The organism is Streptomyces sp. NPDC102283 (assembly GCF_044766265.1).
GTDB lineage: Bacteria > Actinomycetota > Actinomycetes > Streptomycetales > Streptomycetaceae > Streptomyces.
In genome coordinates this window covers 86,530-106,001 of the sequence record NZ_JBIWLQ010000012.1, presented here as the reverse complement: position 1 = coordinate 106,001, position 19,472 = coordinate 86,530, and the positions used below count along the sequence as shown (strand labels likewise).

19 protein-coding genes are annotated in these 19,472 nt (G+C 70.4%); 11 read left to right on the top strand and 8 right to left on the bottom strand.

Going from position 1 to position 19,472, the window contains the following annotated elements:
• The first annotated feature begins 58 nt into the window (after positions 1–58).
• Complete coding sequence (locus ACIRJT_RS23760; RefSeq protein ID WP_403912263.1) at positions 59–883, top strand: maleylpyruvate isomerase family mycothiol-dependent enzyme; 825 nt, start codon at positions 59–61, stop codon at positions 881–883.
• Between the two features lie 92 nt (positions 884–975).
• On the opposite strand, the gene ACIRJT_RS23755 is transcribed toward ACIRJT_RS23760, so the two are convergent.
• Both ACIRJT_RS23755 and ACIRJT_RS23750 read right to left on the bottom strand, forming a co-directional pair.
• Positions 976–2,286, bottom strand: a complete 1,311-nt coding sequence (locus ACIRJT_RS23755) for a nitrate/nitrite transporter (RefSeq protein ID WP_403912260.1) — start codon at positions 2,284–2,286, stop codon at positions 976–978.
• A complete protein-coding gene (locus tag ACIRJT_RS23750) occupies positions 2,283–2,966 on the bottom strand; it encodes a GntR family transcriptional regulator (protein WP_403912258.1) in 684 nt (227 codons plus the stop codon). The genes ACIRJT_RS23755 and ACIRJT_RS23750 overlap by 4 nt, the downstream gene beginning before the upstream one ends.
• Before the next feature lie 101 nt (positions 2,967–3,067).
• Between ACIRJT_RS23750 and ACIRJT_RS23745 the strand changes: the two genes are divergently transcribed.
• The 3 genes from ACIRJT_RS23745 (at position 3,068) to ACIRJT_RS23735 (ending at position 5,903) form a co-directional block, all read left to right on the top strand.
• Positions 3,068–4,378 carry an AAA family ATPase gene (locus tag ACIRJT_RS23745; protein WP_403912256.1) on the top strand — a complete coding sequence of 437 codons (1,311 nt, stop codon included), beginning with the start codon at positions 3,068–3,070 and terminating at the stop codon, positions 4,376–4,378.
• A 3-nt stretch (positions 4,379–4,381) separates the two neighbouring features.
• On the top strand, positions 4,382–4,855 hold the full coding sequence (locus tag ACIRJT_RS23740) for a hypothetical protein (RefSeq protein ID WP_403912254.1): 474 nt from the start codon (positions 4,382–4,384) through the stop codon (positions 4,853–4,855).
• Positions 4,856–5,003: 148 nt separating this feature from the next.
• Complete coding sequence (locus tag ACIRJT_RS23735; protein WP_403912251.1) at positions 5,004–5,903, top strand: D-alanyl-D-alanine carboxypeptidase family protein; 900 nt, start codon at positions 5,004–5,006, stop codon at positions 5,901–5,903.
• A 77-nt stretch (positions 5,904–5,980) separates the two neighbouring features.
• Here the strand turns inward: ACIRJT_RS23735 and ACIRJT_RS23730 are convergent, their stop codons facing one another.
• Positions 5,981–6,169 carry a DUF397 domain-containing protein gene (locus ACIRJT_RS23730; protein WP_403912248.1) on the bottom strand — a complete coding sequence of 63 codons (189 nt, stop codon included), beginning with the start codon at positions 6,167–6,169 and terminating at the stop codon, positions 5,981–5,983.
• 2 nt (positions 6,170–6,171) lie between these two features.
• On the bottom strand, positions 6,172–7,050 hold the full coding sequence (locus ACIRJT_RS23725; RefSeq protein ID WP_397918935.1) for a helix-turn-helix domain-containing protein: 879 nt from the start codon (positions 7,048–7,050) through the stop codon (positions 6,172–6,174).
• 243 nt (positions 7,051–7,293) lie between these two features.
• On the opposite strand from ACIRJT_RS23725, the gene ACIRJT_RS23720 reads away from it, so the two are divergent.
• The gene (locus tag ACIRJT_RS23720) at positions 7,294–7,722 is read left to right on the top strand and encodes an ATP-binding protein (protein ID WP_403912244.1); all 429 of its coding nucleotides are present in this window, start codon (positions 7,294–7,296) and stop codon (positions 7,720–7,722) included.
• A gap of 77 nt (positions 7,723–7,799) precedes the next feature.
• Here ACIRJT_RS23720 and ACIRJT_RS23715 read toward each other — a convergent pair whose 3' ends face one another.
• Genes ACIRJT_RS23715 through pdhA form a run of 3 tightly spaced genes read right to left on the bottom strand, consistent with a single transcriptional unit; the run spans position 7,800 to position 11,424 of the window.
• The gene (locus ACIRJT_RS23715) at positions 7,800–9,269 is read right to left on the bottom strand and encodes a dihydrolipoamide acetyltransferase family protein (RefSeq protein WP_403912241.1); all 1,470 of its coding nucleotides are present in this window, start codon (positions 9,267–9,269) and stop codon (positions 7,800–7,802) included.
• An 11-nt stretch (positions 9,270–9,280) separates the two neighbouring features.
• Positions 9,281–10,261: an alpha-ketoacid dehydrogenase subunit beta gene (locus ACIRJT_RS23710; protein ID WP_403249761.1), complete on the bottom strand. Its 981-nt coding sequence runs from the start codon at positions 10,259–10,261 to the stop codon at positions 9,281–9,283.
• Positions 10,262–10,263: 2 nt separating this feature from the next.
• A complete protein-coding gene (gene pdhA, locus ACIRJT_RS23705) occupies positions 10,264–11,424 on the bottom strand; it encodes a pyruvate dehydrogenase (acetyl-transferring) E1 component subunit alpha (RefSeq protein ID WP_384339495.1) in 1,161 nt (386 codons plus the stop codon).
• Positions 11,425–11,771: 347 nt separating this feature from the next.
• Here pdhA and ACIRJT_RS23700 point away from each other — a divergent pair, with 347 nt between their 5' ends.
• The 3 genes from ACIRJT_RS23700 to ACIRJT_RS23690 all read left to right on the top strand — a co-directional run bounded on the left by ACIRJT_RS23700 (position 11,772) and on the right by ACIRJT_RS23690 (position 14,193).
• Complete coding sequence (locus ACIRJT_RS23700; RefSeq protein ID WP_403912236.1) at positions 11,772–12,428, top strand: response regulator; 657 nt, start codon at positions 11,772–11,774, stop codon at positions 12,426–12,428.
• Positions 12,429–12,518: 90 nt separating this feature from the next.
• On the top strand, positions 12,519–13,010 hold the full coding sequence (locus tag ACIRJT_RS23695; RefSeq protein ID WP_403912234.1) for a pyridoxamine 5'-phosphate oxidase family protein: 492 nt from the start codon (positions 12,519–12,521) through the stop codon (positions 13,008–13,010).
• A 151-nt stretch (positions 13,011–13,161) separates the two neighbouring features.
• Positions 13,162–14,193 (top strand): phosphotransferase, encoded by a 1,032-nt coding sequence (locus ACIRJT_RS23690; RefSeq protein ID WP_403912652.1) that lies wholly within the window; start codon positions 13,162–13,164, stop codon positions 14,191–14,193.
• 74 nt (positions 14,194–14,267) lie between these two features.
• Here the strand turns inward: ACIRJT_RS23690 and ACIRJT_RS23685 are convergent, their stop codons facing one another.
• Positions 14,268–15,857, bottom strand: coding sequence for a protein kinase (locus ACIRJT_RS23685; RefSeq protein ID WP_403912231.1), 1,590 nt, complete (start codon positions 15,855–15,857; stop codon positions 14,268–14,270).
• 353 nt (positions 15,858–16,210) lie between these two features.
• Between ACIRJT_RS23685 and ACIRJT_RS23680 the strand changes: the two genes are divergently transcribed.
• The 3 genes from ACIRJT_RS23680 to ACIRJT_RS23670 all read left to right on the top strand — a co-directional run bounded on the left by ACIRJT_RS23680 (position 16,211) and on the right by ACIRJT_RS23670 (position 19,448).
• Positions 16,211–17,857 (top strand): protein kinase, encoded by a 1,647-nt coding sequence (locus ACIRJT_RS23680; protein ID WP_403912228.1) that lies wholly within the window; start codon positions 16,211–16,213, stop codon positions 17,855–17,857.
• A 143-nt stretch (positions 17,858–18,000) separates the two neighbouring features.
• The gene (locus ACIRJT_RS23675; RefSeq protein ID WP_403912225.1) at positions 18,001–18,732 is read left to right on the top strand and encodes a hypothetical protein; all 732 of its coding nucleotides are present in this window, start codon (positions 18,001–18,003) and stop codon (positions 18,730–18,732) included.
• 92 nt (positions 18,733–18,824) lie between these two features.
• Positions 18,825–19,448 carry a PadR family transcriptional regulator gene (locus ACIRJT_RS23670; RefSeq protein WP_403912222.1) on the top strand — a complete coding sequence of 208 codons (624 nt, stop codon included), beginning with the start codon at positions 18,825–18,827 and terminating at the stop codon, positions 19,446–19,448.
• Positions 19,449–19,472: the final 24 nt, after the last annotated feature.

The window sequence follows — 19,472 nt, the reverse complement described above, 5'->3', positions numbered from 1 at the left end:
CCGCCAGCACTCCCTGCTCTCTCCAGCCCATGCACCGCAGAACCGCACGAGGGGTCCCGTGACCGTCCATCCCAGCCTCCAGCCCTACACCGACGCCGCGACCCACTCCATCGAGGCGATAGCCGAGCTGGTGAAGCCCCTCGCCGAGGGCGAGTGGAACCGCCGAACGCCCTGCCCGGGATGGTCGGTGCGCGACATCGTGTCGCACGTCATCGGCATGGAGTGCGAGATGCTCGGCGATCCCCGGCCGATCCACACCCTGCCGCGCGACCTCTACCACGTACAGAGCGACTTCGCCCGCTACATGGAGATGCAGGTCGACGTCCGGCGGCACCACACCTCCCCGGAGATCACCTCCGAGCTGGAGTACGTCCTCATCCGCCGGGCACGCCAGATCCGCAACGAGTCGCGCAGCCCCGAGGCCAAGGTCCGCGCGCCTCTGGGCACCGAGCAGACCCTCGAAACAGCGCTGAATCTGCGGGCCTTCGACGTCTGGGTGCACGAGCAGGACCTGCGCGCCACGCTCGGACAGCCCGGCAACCTGGACTCCCCCGGCGCCCTGATCACCCGTGACATGCTGCTCGCCGGGCTGCCGAAGGTGGTCGCCAAGAAGGCCGGCGCCCCCGCGAATTCGGCGGTCGTCTTCGATGTGCACGGGCCGGTGGAGTTCCTGCGGACGGTACGGGTCGACGCGGAGGGCCGCGGTTCGGTGGACGGCGCGCCCTCGCTCGGCCCCGCGGTGACGCTGTCGCTGGACTGGGAGACGTACGTCCGGCTCGCCTGCGGCCGGGTCCGTCACACGGCCGTCGCCGACCGGATCAAGGTCGAGGGCGACCAGGAGCTGGCCACCGCGATCCTGGACAACTTCGCCGTGACCCCGTGACCCGCTTGACCGCGTAACACCGCCCCAGCGCCCCGGCGGCGCCCGTCCCGGACCATGGGCGACGGGCGCGCCGCCGAGCGCGAAGGAGACGGCTACGCCGGCACGTGCACGGCCTCGACGCGGCTCACCACGTGGTGATCACGTTCCCTGAGCGCCGCCCGGCGGCGCAGCCGCAGGATCTGGGTGACGCCGAGCGCCTCCAGGACGAAGACCGAGGCGAACGCGATGCGGTAGCTGTCGCCCGTGGCGTCCAGCAGGACCCCGACCGCGAACAGGGTGGTCATCGAGGCGATGAACCCGCCCATGTTGACGATTCCCGATGCGGTGCCCTGACGCTCGGGCGGGTTGGCCGGCCGGGCGAAGTCGAAGCCGACCATCGAGGCCGGTCCGCAGGTGCCGAGCACCACGCACAGGACGACCAGCAGCCACATCGGCGTGTGGTCGGCCGGGTAGAGGATCGCGGACGCCCAGAGGAGGGCCGTCGTGGCCACCGTGCCCAGCGCGATCGGGATCCGCGCCTCGTGGTGGCGGGCGATGATCTGCCCGTAGACGAGCCCCACCACCATGTTGGACAGCACCACCAGGGTGAGCAGTGTGCCCGCCGTGGCCCGGCTCAGCCCCTGCGCCTCGACCAGATACGGCATCCCCCACAGCAGCAGGAACACCATCGCCGGGAACTGGGTGGTGAAGTGCACCCACATCCCGAGCCGGGTCCCCGGCTCCCTCCAGGCGGCGGCGATCTGCCGGCGGACGTACGCGGCCCCGGCGTGCTCGGCGGGCGGCGGCTCGTGGCCCTCGGGGTGGTCCTTGAGGAACAGCAGGAGCGGCACCAGCACCACGACACCGGCCAGCGAGCTGCCGACGAAGGTCGCGGTCCAGCCGTAGCTGTGCAGCGCCCGCGCGATGAACAGCGTCGAGACGAGGTTGCCCGCCATCCCGAACAACGCCGCGACCTGGCCGATCAGCGGTCCGCGCCGGGCCGGGAACCAGCGGCTGCCTAGCCGCAGCACGCTGATGAACGTCATCGCGTCGCCGCAGCCGAGCAGCGCGCGGGCCGCCAGCGCCATGCCGTACGACGGGGAGAGCGCGAAACCGAGCTGTCCGACGGTGAAGAGGACGGCACCGATCGTGAGGACCTTCTTGGTGCCGAGGCGGTCGACCATCAGGCCGACGGGTATCTGCATGCCCGCGTAGACGAGGAGCTGGAGGATCGAGAACGTGGACAGCGCCGAGGCGTTGACGTCGAACCGGTCGGCGGCGTCGAGTCCCGCGACGCCCAGGCTCGTACGGAAGATGATCGCGACGAAGTAGACGGCGACACCGATGCCCCAGACCCAGGCGGCACTCCGGCCGCCGGGCGGGTCACCGGGCAGCGAGAGGGTGGGCGCGGCCGCCGAGCTCACCGGTCCTCACCCCGCACCAGCACCCGCACGCGGCCCACATGGCGGCGCACGACCAGGGCGGCCCCCTCGGCGTCCCCGGCCCGGATCGCCTCCAGCAGCTCACCGTGCTCGGTGATGTTGGCCTCGATCCTGCCCGGGTGGGCCTCCATCACCGCGACGCCCATCCGCAGCTGACGGTCGCGCAGCTGGTCGTAGAGGCGGGAGAGGATCTCGTTGCCCGCGTTCTTCACGATCTCGGCGTGGAAGCAGCGGTCCTTGACGGCCACCTCCGCCAGGTCACCGTCCTCCGCCAACTGCCGCTGTTCCTCCAGGAGCTGCTCCAGTCGGGCGATCAGCTGCGGGGAGGCGGGCACCGCCTTGCGCGCGGCGAACTCCTCGACCAGCAGCCGGGTCTCCACCACGTCCTTGATCTCCTGCGCGGAGACGGCGAGGACGAGCGCGCCCTTCTTCGGGTAGAGCTTGATCAGCCCCTCCACCTCCAGCCGCAGCAGCGCCTCGCGCACCGGCGTCCGGGAGACGCCGACCGCGTCCGCGAGGTCGCCTTCGGTGAGCAGGGTCCCGCCCTCGTAGCGGCGGTCCAGGACGGCTTCCTTGATGTGCGTGTAGACGCGCTCGGCGGCGGGCGGGCGCTTGAGGGAGGAGGTCGGCGGCTGTACGGGGGCGGAGGGCGCGGCAGGCATGCGCACAGCATAGATACAACATGCACGCATGAGGAACGACGTCCGGATGGTGGACCGGCGTGCGGCTGCCCGCGTCGTGCCCCTTGCGTTACGTTGAGCGGGTGACAGGTCACGCCATCGAAGAGGTACGTCTCACCGCGTTCAAGAGCTTCCACGGCGCGGTGCTTCCGCTGGCGCCGCTCACCGTCCTCATCGGGCGCAACAGCAGCGGCAAGTCGAACGCGCTGGACGGGCTGGAGGTCCTCTCCCGACTGGCGCGCGGCGACGACATCACCGAGGCGCTGGAGAGCCGACGCAGCGCGGCCGGGCCGGTGCGGGGCGGGCTGAGCGGGTGCGTGCCGCACGGCTCGGACCGGTTCTCGCTGGGCTGCACGGTCGGCACTGAGCACGGGCCGATCACGTTCGACGTGACCGTACAGGTGGAGCCCGAGGTCCAGATCATCGAGGAGCGGCTCACCGGCCCCACGACGAGCGGCATCAAGCCCCTCCTGATCAGCGGAGAGGCAGTTCCTCACCACGCCGACATCCACGCCTCCTGGCACAACGGAAGGCGAGGCAGGAACCCCGGCGCCCCCTTCCGCAGCACGCGTCTTCTGACCTCCCAACTGGAGCTGCGTGTCCCGGGCGACAGTGACGGCGAGCTCGACACCCTGAGGGCGGCCGACACGCTCCTGAGTGCGCTCACCGGAGCGTTTCACCTTGATCCGGTGCCGCATCTGATGCGCCAGTACGTACCGGCTCGTGACTCGCGACTCCGCAGGACCGCCGAGAACCTGTCAGCGGCGGTGGGCAACATTCAACGGCATACCCCCGAGCTCTTCGAGCTCCTGGTGGACCTGCTGCGCGGCCTCGCGGACCACGACATCAAGCGGCTGGCCGTCACCAAGTCGGAGTTGGGAGACGTCATGCTCGCGCTGGACGAAGGCGACCTCGGCCTCACCCCGGCCCGCGAGATGAGCGACGGCATGCTGCGTTTCCTCGCGATCACCACCTCGCTGCTCACCGGCACCGACGGGCTCGACCTGGGGCCGACGCCGAGCCCCGAAGCAGAGCGTTCCCTCACGCTCGTCATCGAGGAACTGGAGAACGGACTCCACCCGTCCCAAGCAGCCGAGGTGCTGCGCCTGGTGCGTCAGGCCGCTGCCGACAACCTGACCCGGGTCCTCATCACCACCCACAGCCCCGCCCTGCTCTCCGCCCTCAACGGCGATGACCACCAAGGAGTCATCGTCTGCTCACGGGACCGCAGGACGGGAGCCAGTCTCCTGACAAGGCTCACCGAACTCGACGGCTACGCCACGGCAATGGGCGCGGGACCACTGGGCGACGTGGTGACCCATGGTCGTCTGGTGCGGGAAGAGCGCGGAAAACAGGACTACGCGGAATTCGACCGACTCCTCGGGATCGGGTGAAACGTGGCAAGGGGGGTGGAGTTCGTCGACACATCGATCCTGTGCAACCTGCTGGAGGTTCCCGGTAAATGCCAGGACCGCGCGCAAGTGATCGACGAGCTGAAGAGAAAACGTGATCGCCGGGATACGGACCTCCTGCTTCCGGTGACCGCGATCATCGAGACGGGCAACCACATCGCCCAGGTGCCCGATGGCCGTGCGCGTCGCTCCTGCGCGGAGCGGCTCAGCGCGGTCCTGACCACCGTCGTCGAGGGCACGGCACCCTGGGCGCTCAACGAGGTCGAATGGGACGCGGCCCACCTCCGGGCCCTGGTGGGCGGCGGCAGCACCGGAAGCAGCCTGATCGAGCACGCCTGCAACAGGCTCGGCTGCGGCGACCTCAACATCCTCATCGAGCGGGACCGGTATCTCGCCCGTACGTCCGGAGTGCGGGCCACGATCTGGACGCTCGACGAACTCCTCTCCTCCTACGCCTGACCGAGCGCCTACGGCAGCGCCTGAGGCCCAAGGTCAAGCCTGCGCAAATTCACCCGATCAGTAACACATCCATTGCCCCTCCTCAGGAGTCTCACCTCCGAGCGGCACCCTTATGTGGCCGCATATCAGGGGCATTTGGAGCGTTCAGTTGAATATCGGCATCAAGCGCATCAATCGCGTCACCGTCACGGCCACCGTGACGCTCACCGCCGGTGCGGTGCTCGCGGGCAGTGCCTTCGCCTCCACGGCGCACGCCGCCACGCCGCCGACTCCGAAGATCGTCGCCAAGGGCGGCTTCGTGATGAACAACGGCACCGGCAAGACCCTCTTCACCAAGTCCGCGGACACCCGGCGTGCCACGGGCTCCACCACCAAGATCATGACGGCGCTGGTGGTCCTGTCGCAGAAGAACGTGAACCTGAAATCCAAGGTCACGGTCCAGAAGGCGTACAGCGACTACATCGTCAAGAAGAACGCCTCGTCCGCCCGGCTCATCGTCGGCGACAAGCCCACTGTGGGCCAGCTCCTCTACGGCCTGATGCTCCCCTCCGGCTGCGACGCCGCGTACGCCCTGGCCGACAAGTTCGGCTCCGGCAAGACCCGTGCGGCCCGCGTGAAGTCGTTCATCGGCAAGATGAACGCCACGGCGAAGAGCCTCAAGCTGAAGAACACCCGCTTCGACTCGTTCGACGGCATAGGGGGCGGCAACAACTACTCGACCCCCCGTGACCTGACGAAGATCGCCAGCAAGGCGATGAAGAACTCCACGTTCCGCTCGATCGTCAAGACCAAGTCGACGAAGCAGAAGGTCACCACGAAGAGCGGTGGCTACCGCTACATGTCGTGGAGCAACACCAACAAGCTGCTCAGCAACTACAGCGGCGCCGTCGGCGTCAAGACTGGCTCCGGCCCGACCGCCAAGTACTGCCTAGTCTTCGCCGCGACCCGCAAGGGCAAGACGGTCATCGGCACGGTGCTGACGTCGTCCTCCGAGGCGAACCGCACCGCCGACGCGAAGAAGCTGATGGACTACGGCTTCAAGAAGTAGCCCGCACGCGTTGTACGGCGAAGGGGCCCGGCCCGCACGGTGTGTGCGGGCCGGGCCCCTTCGCCCGTTCCTACGGCTTACGGCTGCCGGCGGCGCAGGTCGGCCGTGAAGGCGTCCCAGGCTGCGGGGGCGAGGGTGAGGACGGGGCCGCCGCCGAGGTGCTTGGAGTCGCGGACGGCGACGGTGCGGGGGATGTTGCGGGCCACTTCGACGCACTCGCCGTTGCCGCTGCTGTAGCTGGACCGGACGAACTCGAAATGGGGCACAACTACAACTCCTTGCGAATACGCCCTATGAGAGCGATGGAATCGCGGGGAGCGAGTCCGCATCTGGCGATGCGACCGAATGTGACGTTGTGGCGGGCGGCATCCGTCTCACTCTCCAGCCACAGCGTAGACGACGTCGTGTCCATGTAGACCACGTCCATCGCACCGGGTTCAGCGAACGAGACAATGCTGAAAGCGCTGGTCATGCCCGGGTGTGACCCCGCAAGAAAGGGGACAACCTGCACCGTGACATTTGGCTCGGCGGCTGCTTCCGCCAGATGCGCCAGCTGAGCGCGCATCACCTCACGGCCACCGACCAGTTGGTGTAGGGCCGCCTCGGCGACAATCGCCCACAACGCCAGCGGAGTGCTCTCCGTGAGACGCGCCTGCCGCGCGATCTTCGCTTCGACGAAACGCTCGATCTCGTCGGGGTCATCCCAGTCCGCGTTCCCGACTGCGAGCGCCCTGGCGTAGTCCGGGGTCTGGAGCAGCCCTGGAACGAAAGCCCCCTGCCAGGTCCGGACGCCTGTCGCGATGTCTTCGAGCGCAACGTACTCGACCAGCGAACGCAGCTCGGGGTACTGGTTCCACCAGCCCTTCGCCTTGCGGCGCTCACGGTCCATCCGGGCGACTTCCAGCAGCCGCCCGACGGACTTCGCGTCCTCCAGACCGTAGAACTCGCAGAGGGTTCGGATGTCCGGATCCCTCATGGGAACCCAGCCCCGCTCCATCTTGACGATCTTCGAGTTGGTCGCGCTGATGACCTGGGCAGCCTGCTGCTGCGTCTTCCCGGACGCGTCCCGCAGGCGCAGCAGCTCGCTACCGAGCCTGCGCCCAAGGACAGTAGACGACCGATTTCCCTGCGGAGTCGCTGGATTCACGGCCCCAGTGTCCCGCGTCCCCGGGCGGGGCGTCGACCACCTTCACTCGTTGGGGACAATTGTCTCCGTTTCACTTGCCCCAGTTCCTGGAGGTCAATACTTTCGGTACTCCACCGCTCGCACAGCGGAGCCAACTCGGCGGAAGTGCACCGCCCTGCCCCGCGCCGAAACCGAAGAACCACGGCCCGGCGCACCGCAGCAGCGACATCGCCACCGCCCACCCCACCCCGGAGGCACGCACCCATGTCCGCAGCCCAGGAGACCCCCGTACCCATCCCCACTCCCCTCCTCCGCGAGGACCGCGTCGACTACACGCCTACCGCGCACAGCGTCGTCCGCAGCCGGCACCGCGCCGCCCGGCTCGTCCTCCAGTGGGGGCATCCCGCGCTCGCCGGTGACGCGGCGCTCCTGGTCAGTGAGTTGGCCACCAACGCGTTGTTGCACGGGGCCATCCGGGGCCGGCTCTTCCGGGTCCACCTCGCCCTCACCGCGAGCGCACTCCGTATCGCGGTGAGCGATCCACGCGGGGAGCGGCTGCCCAGCATCCGGCGGCCCGACGCCGACGACTGCTACGGGCGAGGGCTCCTGATCGTCGCGCAGCTCGCCGACGACTGGGGCGTCGAGCCGCGCACGGTGGGGAAGACCGTGTACGCCGAGCTCGCCGTGCGGTGAGGTCCGGACATGCCGGTGGGCCCGTACGGAGAAACGTACGGGCCCACCGGAAAAAGCACCTAAAGCGACTAAAGCAGCTACGCCCAGGTGATCAGGCGCTTCGGCTGCTCCAGGATCGCCGCCACGTCGGCCAGCACCTTGGAGCCCAGCTCGCCGTCGACCAGGCGGTGGTCGAACGACAGGGCCAGCGTGGTGACCTGACGCGGCTTCACCTTGCCCTTGTGGACCCACGGCTGGAGCTTGATCGCGCCGACCGCCAGGATCGCGGACTCGCCCGGGTTGAGGATCGGCGTACCGGTGTCGACGCCGAAGACGCCGACGTTGGTGATGGTCACCGTGCCGCCCGCCATCGTCGCCGGGGAGGTCTTGCCGTCCCGGGCCGTGGTGACCAGCTCGCCCAGGGCCGCCGCGAGCTGCGGCAGCGTCTTGTCGTGCGCGTCCTTGATGTTCGGCACGATCAGACCGCGCGGGGTGGCCGCCGCGATGCCCAGGTTGACGTAGTGCTTCTGCACGATCTCCTGGTTGGCCTCGTCCCAGGCGGCGTTGACCTCGGGGTTCCGCTTGATCGCGACGAGGAGGGCCTTGGCGATGATCAGGAGCGGATTGACCCGCACCCCCGCCATCTCCTTGTCCTCCTTGAGCTCGGCCACGAGCTTCATCGTGCGCGTCACGTCGACCGTGACGAACTCGGTGACGTGCGGCGCGGTGAACGCGCTGCCCACCATCGCCTGCGCGATGGCCTTGCGGACGCCCTTGACCGGGATACGGGTCTCCCGGGCGGAGCCGGAGGCCACGGCGGCTTCCGGGGCCTCGGGGGCCGCCTGCGAGGGGGCCGGGGCAGCCACCGGAGCCGTAGCGGCCGGGGCCGCCGCCGCGTGGACGTCCTCGCGGGTGATGACGCCGTCCCTGCCGGTCGGCACCACCGTCGCCAGGTCGATGCCCAGGTCCTTGGCGAGCTTGCGGACCGGTGGCTTGGCGAGCGGACGGCCTCCGTCCGGCGCACCGGCCTGAGCCGGCACCGCAGGAGCGGAAGCGGGCGCGGGAGAAGCAGCCGGCGCCGCCTGCCCGTTCAGCTCGGCCTGCACCGCCGCCGCGACGGCGGCGGCCTCCGGAGCGGCCGACACCCCCTTGCGCGGGCGACGCTTGGTGGAGGACTCGGCGACTCCGTAGCCCACCAGGACCGGCGTACGACCCTTCGGCGCGTCACCGTCGCCCGCATCGGCGGGCTCCACCGGCTCCTGGGCCGGAGCGGCGGCCGGAGCGGGCGCGTCGCCGCTGCCCGGGGCCACGTCGATCGCGATGATCACCTGGCCGACGTCGACGGTCGTGCCCTCGGGGAAGCGCAGCTCGTGCACCACCCCGTCGAACGGGATAGGCAGCTCGACGGCCGCCTTCGCCGTCTCGACCTCGCACACGACCTGGCCGTCGGTGACGGTGTCGCCGGGCTGGACGAACCACTTGAGGATCTCGGCCTCGGTCAGTCCCTCGCCCACGTCGGGCATCTTGAACTCACGGAAACGAGCAGACGTTTCGGTCATCGTCGTCACGAACCCTCTCCTCAGAACGCCAGCGAGCGGTCGACGGCGTCGAGCACCCGGTCCAGGCCGGGCAGATACTCGTCCTCCAGCCGGGCCGGCGGGTAGGGGACGTGGTAGCCGCCGACCCGCAGCACGGGGGCTTCGAGGTGGTAGAAGCAGCGCTCGGTGATCCGGGCGGCGATCTCCGCGCCGGAGCCGTAGAAGACGGGCGCCTCGTGGACGACCACGACCCGGCCGGTCTTCTGTGCCGACGTCTGGATGGCGTCGAAGTCGATCGGGGACATCGAGCGCAGGTCCAGGACCTCGATCGACTTGCCCTCCTCCTGGGCGGCGGCGGCCGCTTCCAGGCAGACCTTCACCATCGGCCCGTACGCGACGAGCGTGAGGTCGCCGCCCTCGCGGACGGTCACGGCCCTGTGCAGCGGGCCGGGGATGGACTCGGTGTCGACCTCGCCCTTGTCCCAGTAACGCCGCTTGGGCTCGAAGAAGATGATCGGGTCGTCGCTCTGGACGGCCTGCTGCATCATCCAGTAGGCGTCGCTCGCGTTGGACGGCGAGACCACCTTCAAGCCCGCGACGTGCGCGAAGAGCGCCTCGGGGGACTCGCTGTGGTGCTCGACCGCGCCGATGCCGCCGCCGTACGGGATGCGCACGACGACCGGCAGCTTGATCTTGCCGAGCGCGCGGGCGTGCATCTTGGCGAGCTGCGTGACGATCTGGTCGTACGCGGGGAAGACGAAGCCGTCGAACTGGATCTCGACGATCGGGCGGTAGCCGCGCAGGGCCAGGCCGATCGCCGTGCCGACGATGCCGGACTCGGCGAGCGGGGTGTCGATCACCCGGTCCTCGCCGAAGTCCTTCTGGAGTCCGTCGGTGATGCGGAAGACGCCGCCGAGCTTGCCGACGTCCTCACCCATGATGAGGACCTTGGGATCGTTGTCGAGGGCGAGGCGGAGCGACTCGTTGAGCGCTTTCGCGATGGACATCTTTTCCACGGCCATGGCTACTTGCCCTCCTCGGCAGAGTCGGCGAACGACGCCTGGTAGGCGGCGAACTGGGCCCGCTCCTCGTCCACGAGGGAGCTGCCGTCGGCGTAACCGTGCTCGAACAGGGCCATCGGGTCCGGGTCGGGCATCGCGCGCACCGCCTCCCGTACCCGCTTGCCGAGGGTCTCGCTCTCCTCGTCCAGCGCGGTGAAGAAGGCCTCGTCCGCGAGCTTCTCCTTCTCCAGGTAGGCGCGCAGCCGCAGGATCGGGTCCTTGGCCTCCCACGCGGCACGCTCCTCGTCCGCCCGGTACTTCGTCGGGTCGTCGGAGGTGGTGTGGGCGCCCATTCGGTAGGTGAACGCCTCGACGAGGGTCGGGCCCTCGCCCCGGCGCGCGCGCTCCAGTGCGGAGCGGGTGACGGCCAGGCAGGCGAGGACGTCGTTGCCGTCGACGCGGACGCCGGGGAAGCCGTAGCCCTGGGCGCGCTGGTAGAGCGGCACGCGGGTCTGGCGCTCGGTGGGCTCGGAGATGGCCCACTGGTTGTTCTGGCAGAAGAAGACGACCGGGGCGTTGTAGACCGCGGAGAAGGTGAACGACTCGGCCACGTCGCCCTGGCTGGAGGCCCCGTCACCGAAGTACGCGATCACGGCGGAGTCCGCGCCGTCCTTGGCGACGCCCATGGCGTAGCCGGTGGCGTGCAGCGTCTGCGAGCCGATGACGATCGTGTACAGGTGGAAGTTGTTGCTGTTCGGGTCCCAGCCGCCGTGGTTCACCCCGCGGAACATGCCGAGCAGGTTGGTCGGGTCGACGCCGCGACACCAGGCGACCCCGTGCTCCCGGTAGGTCGGGAAGACGTAGTCGTCGTCGCGCAGGGCCCGGCCGCTGCCGATCTGGGCGGCCTCCTGGCCGAGCAGCGAGGCCCACAGGCCCAGCTCGCCCTGGCGCTGGAGGGCGGTCGCCTCGGCGTCGAAGCGGCGGGTGAGGACCATGTCCCGGTACAGGCCGCGCAGCTCGTCGGCGCTCAGGTCGATGCTGTAGTCCGGGTGCTCGACGCGCTCGCCCTCGGGCGTCAGCAGCTGTACGAGCTGGGGCTCGGAACTCTGCGGCTTCTTCGCGGCGCTGGTCCGCTTACTGGCGCGTCGCGGTTTACGCGCGGCGGCAGTGCTCTCCACGGTCACGTGCGTGCTCCTCCGTCGGTCCGGCCCCCGGGGTCTGCCGGGAACCAGTGCGGCTCGCCTGGATCCGGAGCCGTGCACGGGGTGGGTGCCGGTCGGCCGGAGTCAGGCGTGACAGGTGCCCCGGCGAGCGCCCTGTCATAGGCACGTTACCCAGTGCGTCGCAGAACTGCGAAACCCTATCTGACCTGCGATTTTGCTTGGATTTCCAAGTAAATCGAAAAAATCGCGAAGCTCTGCTGGTCAGGGCACTGGAAACAGCCTTGCAGGCCGCCGGAACAACGGCACGTTATCCCGCGGATCAGCGCCAGGGAAGAGCGGAGCAGAGGCGAGTGTGTGAGACTGCGATCGTGCGCGAAGATGGAAAAATCACGGTATTTCTGCTCGATGATCACGAGGTCGTCCGGCGTGGCGTCCATGAGCTGCTCTCCGTCGAGGCGGACATCGAGGTGGTCGGCGAGGCCGGTACGGCCGCGGACGCCCTGGTGCGGATCCCGGCGACGCGTCCCGATGTGGCGGTGCTCGACGTGCGTCTGCCGGACGGCAGCGGGGTGGAGGTGTGCCGGGAGGTCCGTTCCCGGGACGAGAACATCAAATGCCTGATGCTCACCTCGTACGCCGACGACGAGGCGCTTTTCGACGCGATCATGGCGGGCGCATCGGGATACGTGCTGAAGGCGATCCGCGGCAATGAACTGCTGAATGCCGTACGGGACGTGGCGGCCGGAAAATCCCTGCTGGACCCGGTGGCCACCGCCCGGGTGCTGGAGCGGCTGCGGGACGGCGGCGGCGGCAAGGACGACAAGCTCGCCGGCCTCACCGAACAGGAGCGCAAGATCCTGGACCTGATCGGCGAGGGCCTGACCAACCGGGTCATCGGCGAGCGTCTGCACCTCGCCGAGAAGACCATCAAGAACTACGTCTCCAGCCTGCTGTCCAAGCTCGGTATGGAGCGCCGCTCGCAGGCGGCCGCGTACGTCGCACGACTCCAGGCCGAGCGCCGCTGAGCCACGGCATGCCGCAGGGGACTTTGGTCCCGTGCCACCCGGGGCAGGCGACTCTTACGCGGCCCCTACGGCCGGGGGACAGTGGAATCCATGTCCTTCGACGAACTCCCCGCGACCGGGACGATCCGGCGGGCTCCGACCGGCACGATCGAGCGGGCCGGGCGGACCGGGCGGGCCGAGCCCATCGAGCTGCTCCGCCGCGTCCCGTACGGCCGCCTCGCGACCAGCATGCGGGCCCTGCCGTTCCTGACGGTGGCCCGGCACATCGTGTGCGACGGCCGCATCCTGTTGCGGATGCACAGCGGTTTCGGCCACCACGAGGCGTGCGACGGGAGCGTCGTCGCGTACGGCGCGGACAACTACAACGCGGACGGCGGGGGCGACTACGACGACGCGGTCTCCGGCGTCGGCGGCGACCTGTGGTCGGTGCAGTTCACCGGGCCCGCCGAGATCGTGCACCCCTGCCCCGAGCAGGAGCGACTGTTCGGGACCGCGCCCGTCTCGGTCGACGGGGAGCCCTTCGCCCCGGCCTATCTGCGGGTCGATCCGCACTTCGTCACGGAACACACGCTGAACTTCTGAGGTGTCCCGGCCCTCCAGGGTTCGTCGGAAGGCCTTTAGCGCACCTCCTGGCGTGACCGCAACTCCGCCGAGCGGCCACGCAGAGTGATCTAACATCTGGTAAGTGCCGCGCTCATATGTCACTCGTCCACCTGTTCCCCCGGTCGGCGAGGTGCTGCGCCGTTACCCGAACGTGGGCGAGCCGCTCGCCTGCGAACCGATCACCAAAGGCCTGCTGAACCACGGATACCGCGTCTCCACCACGAGCGGGTCCTACTTCCTCAAGCACCATCTCGACAAGAAGCACCTGGACGACCCCAGCGGCGAACGCGCCGCGATCGTGCGCCAGCACCGCGCCACCCAGCGCCTGCAGTCGCTCGGCGTGCCCGTCGTCCCGCCCCTGACGGACACCCGGGGCGACACCGTCACCGTGATCGGCGAACGGTGCTACGCCCTGCACCCCTGGGTCGACGGCCTCCACCGGGTCGGCTCCCAGCTGACCCTCTCCCAGTCGCGGCGGCTCGGTGCTCTTCTGGGGACCGTGCACACCGGCCTGGAACAGGTGATGGCGCCGCGCGACAGCCCGCATCCGACGAGCCCGCCCGCCCGGCCGGTCCACCGCAGCCCGGACGCCGCCGACACCTTCGCGCTGATCGACGACCTGCTGGCCGCCGCGCGCGGGCAGGGCGGCCGGGGCGCCCCCCGCGACGCCTTCGACGAACTCGCCGTGCACCGGCTCGTGGAGCGCCGCGCCCTGCTCGAACAGCACTCCCACCGCCGTCCTCCCACCCCGGACGGTCCCGCGACCGGCTGGGTGCACGGGGACTTCCACCCGCTGAACCTGCTCTACCGGGGCGCCGACCCGGTCGCGATCGTGGACTGGGACCGGCTGGACGTACAGCCGCGCGCCGAGGAGGCGGTACGGGCGGCGGCCATCTTCTTCGTCCGCCCGGCCGGGGAGCTGGATCTCGCGAAGGTACGGGCGTACGCCCGCGCGTACCGGCGGGCCGCCGGGGCGGGCGCCGCCGAGCTCGCGGCCGCCGTGCACCGGGTGTGGTGGGAGCGGCTCAACGACTTCTGGATACTCCGCTGGCGCTACCGCCTCGACGACCGCAGGGCCGACCCGCAGTTCCCCGCGGTGTCGGCCCTGGCGGTGTGGTGGACGCGGGAGTACGAGGCGGTGTCCGCGGCCTTCACGGAGTGAACCGGTGCACCACCGTGTGAGCCCGGCGCGCGCCACGAGAGCGCACGGCGGGCTCAGGGCTGGGCGGTGGTGCGTTACCCCGTCGTGGCGCCGAGCGCCGTCTCGCCGGGTGTCGTGCCCGTACCGCCGTCGTCGCCCGCCCCGCCGTCGTCGCCGCCGGCGCCGCCCGGGGTGCCGGGATCGGTGGTCGGTTCGGTGGGCTCACCGGTGGGCTCGCCGCTGCTGCCCTCGTTGGTGTTGCCGTCCGATGCCCCGGCGTCCGTGTCGGTCGGGGTCGGGGACGGGGTGAAGGAGGGCTCGCTCGGGGTCGGGTCCGGGTTGTACGGCGGCGGATTCGGCTGCGTCTGGCCTCCGGTGGAGGAGGTGTCCGGCTCCTCCGGCTCCTCGCTCTCCTCGTCCTCCGACGGCTCCTCCGAGGGCTCCTTCTCGGACTGGCTGACCGAGGTGGACGGCGTGACCGGGTCCTTCTTCCCGCCGTCGTCCTTCGCGGCGTTGACGGCGAAGGCGACCCCCGCGCCGATCGCGATCAGCGCGAGCAGGACGAAGAGCCACATCTTGCCGCGCCCGCCGGAGCGCCGCCCGCCGCCGTCGTAGCCCCCGTCGTCCGGGTTGTACGGCGGCAGGATCGGGCCCTGCGAGGTGTCCCCGTGCATCGGGTGGCCCATCGAGCGGGTGGAGCCGGACATCCCGTGCGGCGGGGTCTGGCCCCCCTCGTGCAGCGCGACCGGGCCGGTGTTCCACGTGCCCGTGTGGCCGCCCTGCACCTGGAGCATCTGGAGGCTGTACTGGACGAGCCCGCGCATCTCCTCGGCGCTCTGGAACCGGTCGTCCGGGTCCTTCGCCAGCGCGCGCATCGCCATCCCGTCCAGCTCCGGCGGCACCACGTCCGAGACCTCGGACGGCGGCACGGGGATGTCCTGGACGTGCTGGTAGACCACCGAGAGCGGGGTCTCGCCGGTGAACGGGGGCCGCAGCGCCAGCAGCTCGTAGAGCAGACAGCCGGTGGCATAGAGGTCGGACCGGTGGTCGACGGCCTTGCCGAGCGCCTGCTCGGGGGAGAGGTACTGCGGGGTGCCCATGACCATGCCGGTCTGGGTCATCGTCGACTGCGCGCCGTGCAGCGCGCGGGCGATGCCGAAGTCCATCACCTTGACCGCGCCGGATTCCGTGATGATCACGTTGGCGGGCTTGATGTCGCGGTGCACGATCCCGTGCTGGTGGGAGTACGCGAGGGCTTCGAGCACCCCCGAGACGATGATCAGCGCCTGCTCGGGCGGCGGGGCCTCCGCGGTCAGGAGCAGATCGCGGATGGTGCGGCCCTCGACCAGCTCCATCACGATGTAGGGGACGGTCTGGCCGCCCACGACATCCTCGCCGGAGTCGTACACGGCGACGATCGCGTGGTGGTTGAGGCCCGCGACGGACTGTGCCTCGCGGGTGAAGCGCGCCTTGGAGACCGGATCCTCGGCCAGGTCGGAACGGAGCAGTTTCACCGCGACGGTACGTCCGAGCCGGACGTCCTCCGCCGCGTAGACCTCTGCCATGCCGCCCCGGCCGAGCCGGTAGGTCATCCGGTAACGTCCGTCACCGACGACGCCGCCGACGCCCCAGGAGTCGGTGCCATCCGAAACTCCGCCGCCGTTTGCTTCGGAATCGGGTGCCATCAGTCCTCGCCGTCGTATCTGTCCGCGCGTCCGCGGGTTCTCACGGTGCCTTGCTGCATTGCAGCGTCACGCTACAGCCTCCGCCGGACACCACGGTTCCGCCGCGGCAGGATCATCGGACCGCCCGGCGCGTCCTCCCCATGAATTCGATGCGTTTCCTGTAACGCTTCCGAGACGCTTCTTGTGCGTAGGGTCACGGAACGGGCACCCGGCTTGACGTGTCGGACCCCTGCGGCAGACTTGGCGCGTAATCGCGTTGTACGGAACCGCGTCGCACGCAACCACGTCAGACAGAAACGACGTCAGACGGATATACCGCGTGCGACCGCGCGCCGCCGAGGGGGATGCAAGTCATGAGCCAGGACGGCGCACAGGGCCGCTACGCGGGCGGAGCGGTCGCGGGCGGCCGCTACCAGCTGCGCGACCTGCTCGGCGAGGGCGGGATGGCGTCCGTCTACCTGGCCTACGACTCCGCCCTGGACCGCCAGGTCGCGATCAAGACCCTGCACACCGAGCTCGGCCGCGAGCAGTCCTTCCGCGAGCGCTTCCGGCGCGAGGCGCAGGCCGTGGCCAAGCTCCAGCACACCAACATCGTCTCCGTCTTCGACACCGGCGAGGACGAGCTCGGCGGTGCGCTGATGCCGTACATCGTCATGGAGTACGTCGAGGGGCAGCCGCTCGGCTCGGTGCTGGCCGCCGACATCCGCGCTCACGGCGCGATGCCGGCCGACAAGGCCCTGAAGGTGACGGCGGACGTACTCGCCGCGCTGGAGACCAGCCACGAGATGGGCCTGGTCCACCGGGACATCAAGCCCGGCAACGTGATGATGACCAAGCGCGGCATCGTCAAGGTCATGGACTTCGGCATCGCCCGAGCCATGCAGTCCGGTGTCACCTCGATGACGCAGACCGGCATGGTCGTCGGCACCCCGCAGTACCTCTCCCCCGAGCAGGCCCTCGGCCGCGGCGTCGACGCCCGGTCCGACCTGTATTCGGTCGGGATCATGCTCTTCCAGCTGCTCACCGGCCGGATCCCGTTCGACGCCGACTCCCCGCTGGCCATCGCGTACGCGCATGTCCAGGAGGAGCCGGTCGCGCCGTCCAGCATCAACCGGTCGGTCACCCCGGCGATGGACGCCCTCGTCGCCCGCGCGCTCAAGAAGAACCCGAACGAGCGCTTCCCCAGCGCCGCCGCGATGCGCGACGAGATCGCCCGCGTGCTGAACGCCTCCGGCGGCCAGACCGGCGCCCCGATGATCGTGGCCGGCGGCGGGCCCGCCAACAGCGGCTCAGGCGTCGGCTCGGCGGTGTTCCCGCCGGTCGACCAGAGCACCCCGGCACCCCAGAGCGTCCAGACGCCGTACCAGCCGCACCAGCAGCACCAGCAGCACCAGCAGCACCAGCCGGGCCCGTACAGCCGGCCGACCCCGGCGCCCACGCCGAGCTACGGCTACCCGCAGGCGGGCCAGGGCTATCAGGCCCCCGGCCCGCTGGCCCACCAGACCCCGCCGCCGTACGCGGTCGGCCCGCAGCACTCGACGGCCGTGGGCACCACCGGCCGTGGCTCCAAGCGGAACATGCCGGTCGTCGTCGGGTCGATCGTCGTCGCGCTGCTGGCCATCGGCGGCCTGATCACGGCGATCGCCCTCCAGGGCGGCAAGGACGACGAGGCGGGCAAGGGCGGCGACCCGGGCACCAGCGAGGTGGAGGGCTACCGCCCGCCCGAGCGCAACCGGACGATGAAGGACACGGAGTGCACGAGCGCCTCCGAGGACTCCAACGACCCGGCGAAGGTCCAGGCGCCGAACTTCGTCTACAAGGACATCCGGTCCGCGAAGGCGTGCGCGGACGCCGCGGGGTGGACGATCAAGGAGATCGAGGAGAAGGGCAACACCTACGCCGACGGCCAGGTCGTGGGGCAGTTCCCGTCCTCCGGCGCGGCGATCCCCGAGCGCGGCGCCCACTTCGAGCTTCAGGTGTCCACGGGCAAGCCCTCCTGATCCGCCGGTCATCTGTCGACAGATGACCGTTACGGGTCCACGGATTTCCGTCCCGGATCGCTATCAGGGCACTATCAGGGCCCCTGCTTTCCGGATACCGCGTCCGGGATGCCGGATGAAGGGGCCCATGTGACGCTGATCTCATGGCTCCAGGACTTCCGGCGGCATGGTCGTCGAGGTGTGCGGTCTGTCTGATGGCGGTGGCCGGAGCGGCGCTGGGGCCGCTGGGCGGCTCCGCCCACGGCGCACCGGCGCCCGACGGCCCGTCCCGCGCCGCCGCGTCGCCCGCCCCCGGGACGTCGAGCCCCGCCGCCACCACGTCCGCGGCCCCCTCCCGTCCGACCGCGCCACGCCCCGTACGGCCGGGCTCGGCGTCCCCCTCGGCGCTCCCCTCCGCCCTGCCGCCGGCGTCCGGCGTCCCGCTCTCCGGGGCGCCGGACGCCGTCCCGGCCCCGTCCTCCCCGGAAGCCACCGGGCAGGGCGCGCAGGCCCCCGCCGGGCCCGGGGCCGACTCGCCGGACTCCACCTCCTCCCCTTCCGCTTCCCCCGACGTATCCGGGTCGACCGCCCCGTTGGCCGGGCGCGAGGCCGGGGCCGGCAAGGCGCGTCCGGGGCGTTCGCTGTCGCCGCTGGAGCTGGCGCGGGCCGAGGAGCCCGTCGCGGAGGACGAGCCCGACGCCACCCTCGCCGACCCCGTCGACCTGCCCGTTTCCACCCCGCCGCCCAGCGCGTTCACCGATCCGGGGACCCGGTCCGGACAGGCCCTGGACGCCGCGTCCGTACGCCGGGTGCAGCAGCTCTCGCTCGGGACGGGCATCGCGCTGGTCGGGCTGGGAATCGGCTTCCTCGCCTTCCGCATGCGCCGGGCGAACTGAGCACCGCGCCCCCGGTCGCGCCGTCCCGAACCTCGCCGACGAGACGTCGGCGAGACTTGCCAGGACGAACATACTCGGTATACATACTCAGTATGTCCATTCGCCACGGCCTGCTGGCCCTGCTGGAGCGGGGCCCCCGTTACGGGTCCCGGCTCCGCACCGAGTTCGAGTCGCGCACCGGCTCCACCTGGCCCCTGAACGTCGGGCAGGTCTACACGACGCTCAACCGCCTGGAACGCGACGGCATGATCGTCCAGGAAGGCTCGGACGATGCCGGGCACGACCTCTACGCGATCACCGACGACGGCCGCACCGAGCTGCGCAGCTGGTTCGGGACACCGGTGGACCGCACCAGTCCGCCCCGCGACGAACTGGCCATCAAGCTCGCCATGGCCGTGGGGGCGCCGGGCGTCGACATCCGCGACGTCATCCAGTCCCAGCGGCACCACACGCTCAAGGCCATGCAGGACTACACCCGGCTCAAGGCCCAGGCGCTGGCCGACGTCCCGACCAACCGCGACGAGGTCGCCTGGCTGCTCGTCGTGGAGCAGCTGATCTTCCAGGCGGAGGCCGAGGCCCGCTGGCTCGACCACTGCGAGTCCCGGCTCGTCCGGCTCGCCGAGGCCGCCGCCACCGAGCCCGCCGCCGACCCCGCCCCCACGGCCGCCCGCGGCCCGGCCCGGACACCGGCCGGCCGCACACGGTCCAAGCGCTGACGCCGACGCCCGCCGCACAGGCGG

Excerpts from the sequence above, each read along its gene's own strand:
- ACIRJT_RS23750 (WP_403912258.1), bottom strand. The coding sequence starts at position 2,966 with ATGCCTGCCGCGCCCTCCGCCCCCGTACAGCCGCCGACCTCCTCCCTC.
- ACIRJT_RS23720 (WP_403912244.1), top strand. The coding sequence starts at position 7,294 with ATGTCCGCAGCCCAGGAGACCCCCGTACCCATCCCCACTCCCCTCCTC.
- ACIRJT_RS23710 (WP_403249761.1), bottom strand. The coding sequence starts at position 10,261 with ATGGCCGTGGAAAAGATGTCCATCGCGAAAGCGCTCAACGAGTCGCTC.
- ACIRJT_RS23695 (WP_403912234.1), top strand. The coding sequence starts at position 12,519 with ATGTCCTTCGACGAACTCCCCGCGACCGGGACGATCCGGCGGGCTCCG.
- ACIRJT_RS23685 (WP_403912231.1), bottom strand. The coding sequence starts at position 15,857 with ATGGCACCCGATTCCGAAGCAAACGGCGGCGGAGTTTCGGATGGCACC.
- ACIRJT_RS23680 (WP_403912228.1), top strand. The coding sequence starts at position 16,211 with ATGAGCCAGGACGGCGCACAGGGCCGCTACGCGGGCGGAGCGGTCGCG.
- ACIRJT_RS23675 (WP_403912225.1), top strand. The coding sequence starts at position 18,001 with ATGGCTCCAGGACTTCCGGCGGCATGGTCGTCGAGGTGTGCGGTCTGT.
- ACIRJT_RS23670 (WP_403912222.1), top strand. The coding sequence starts at position 18,825 with ATGTCCATTCGCCACGGCCTGCTGGCCCTGCTGGAGCGGGGCCCCCGT.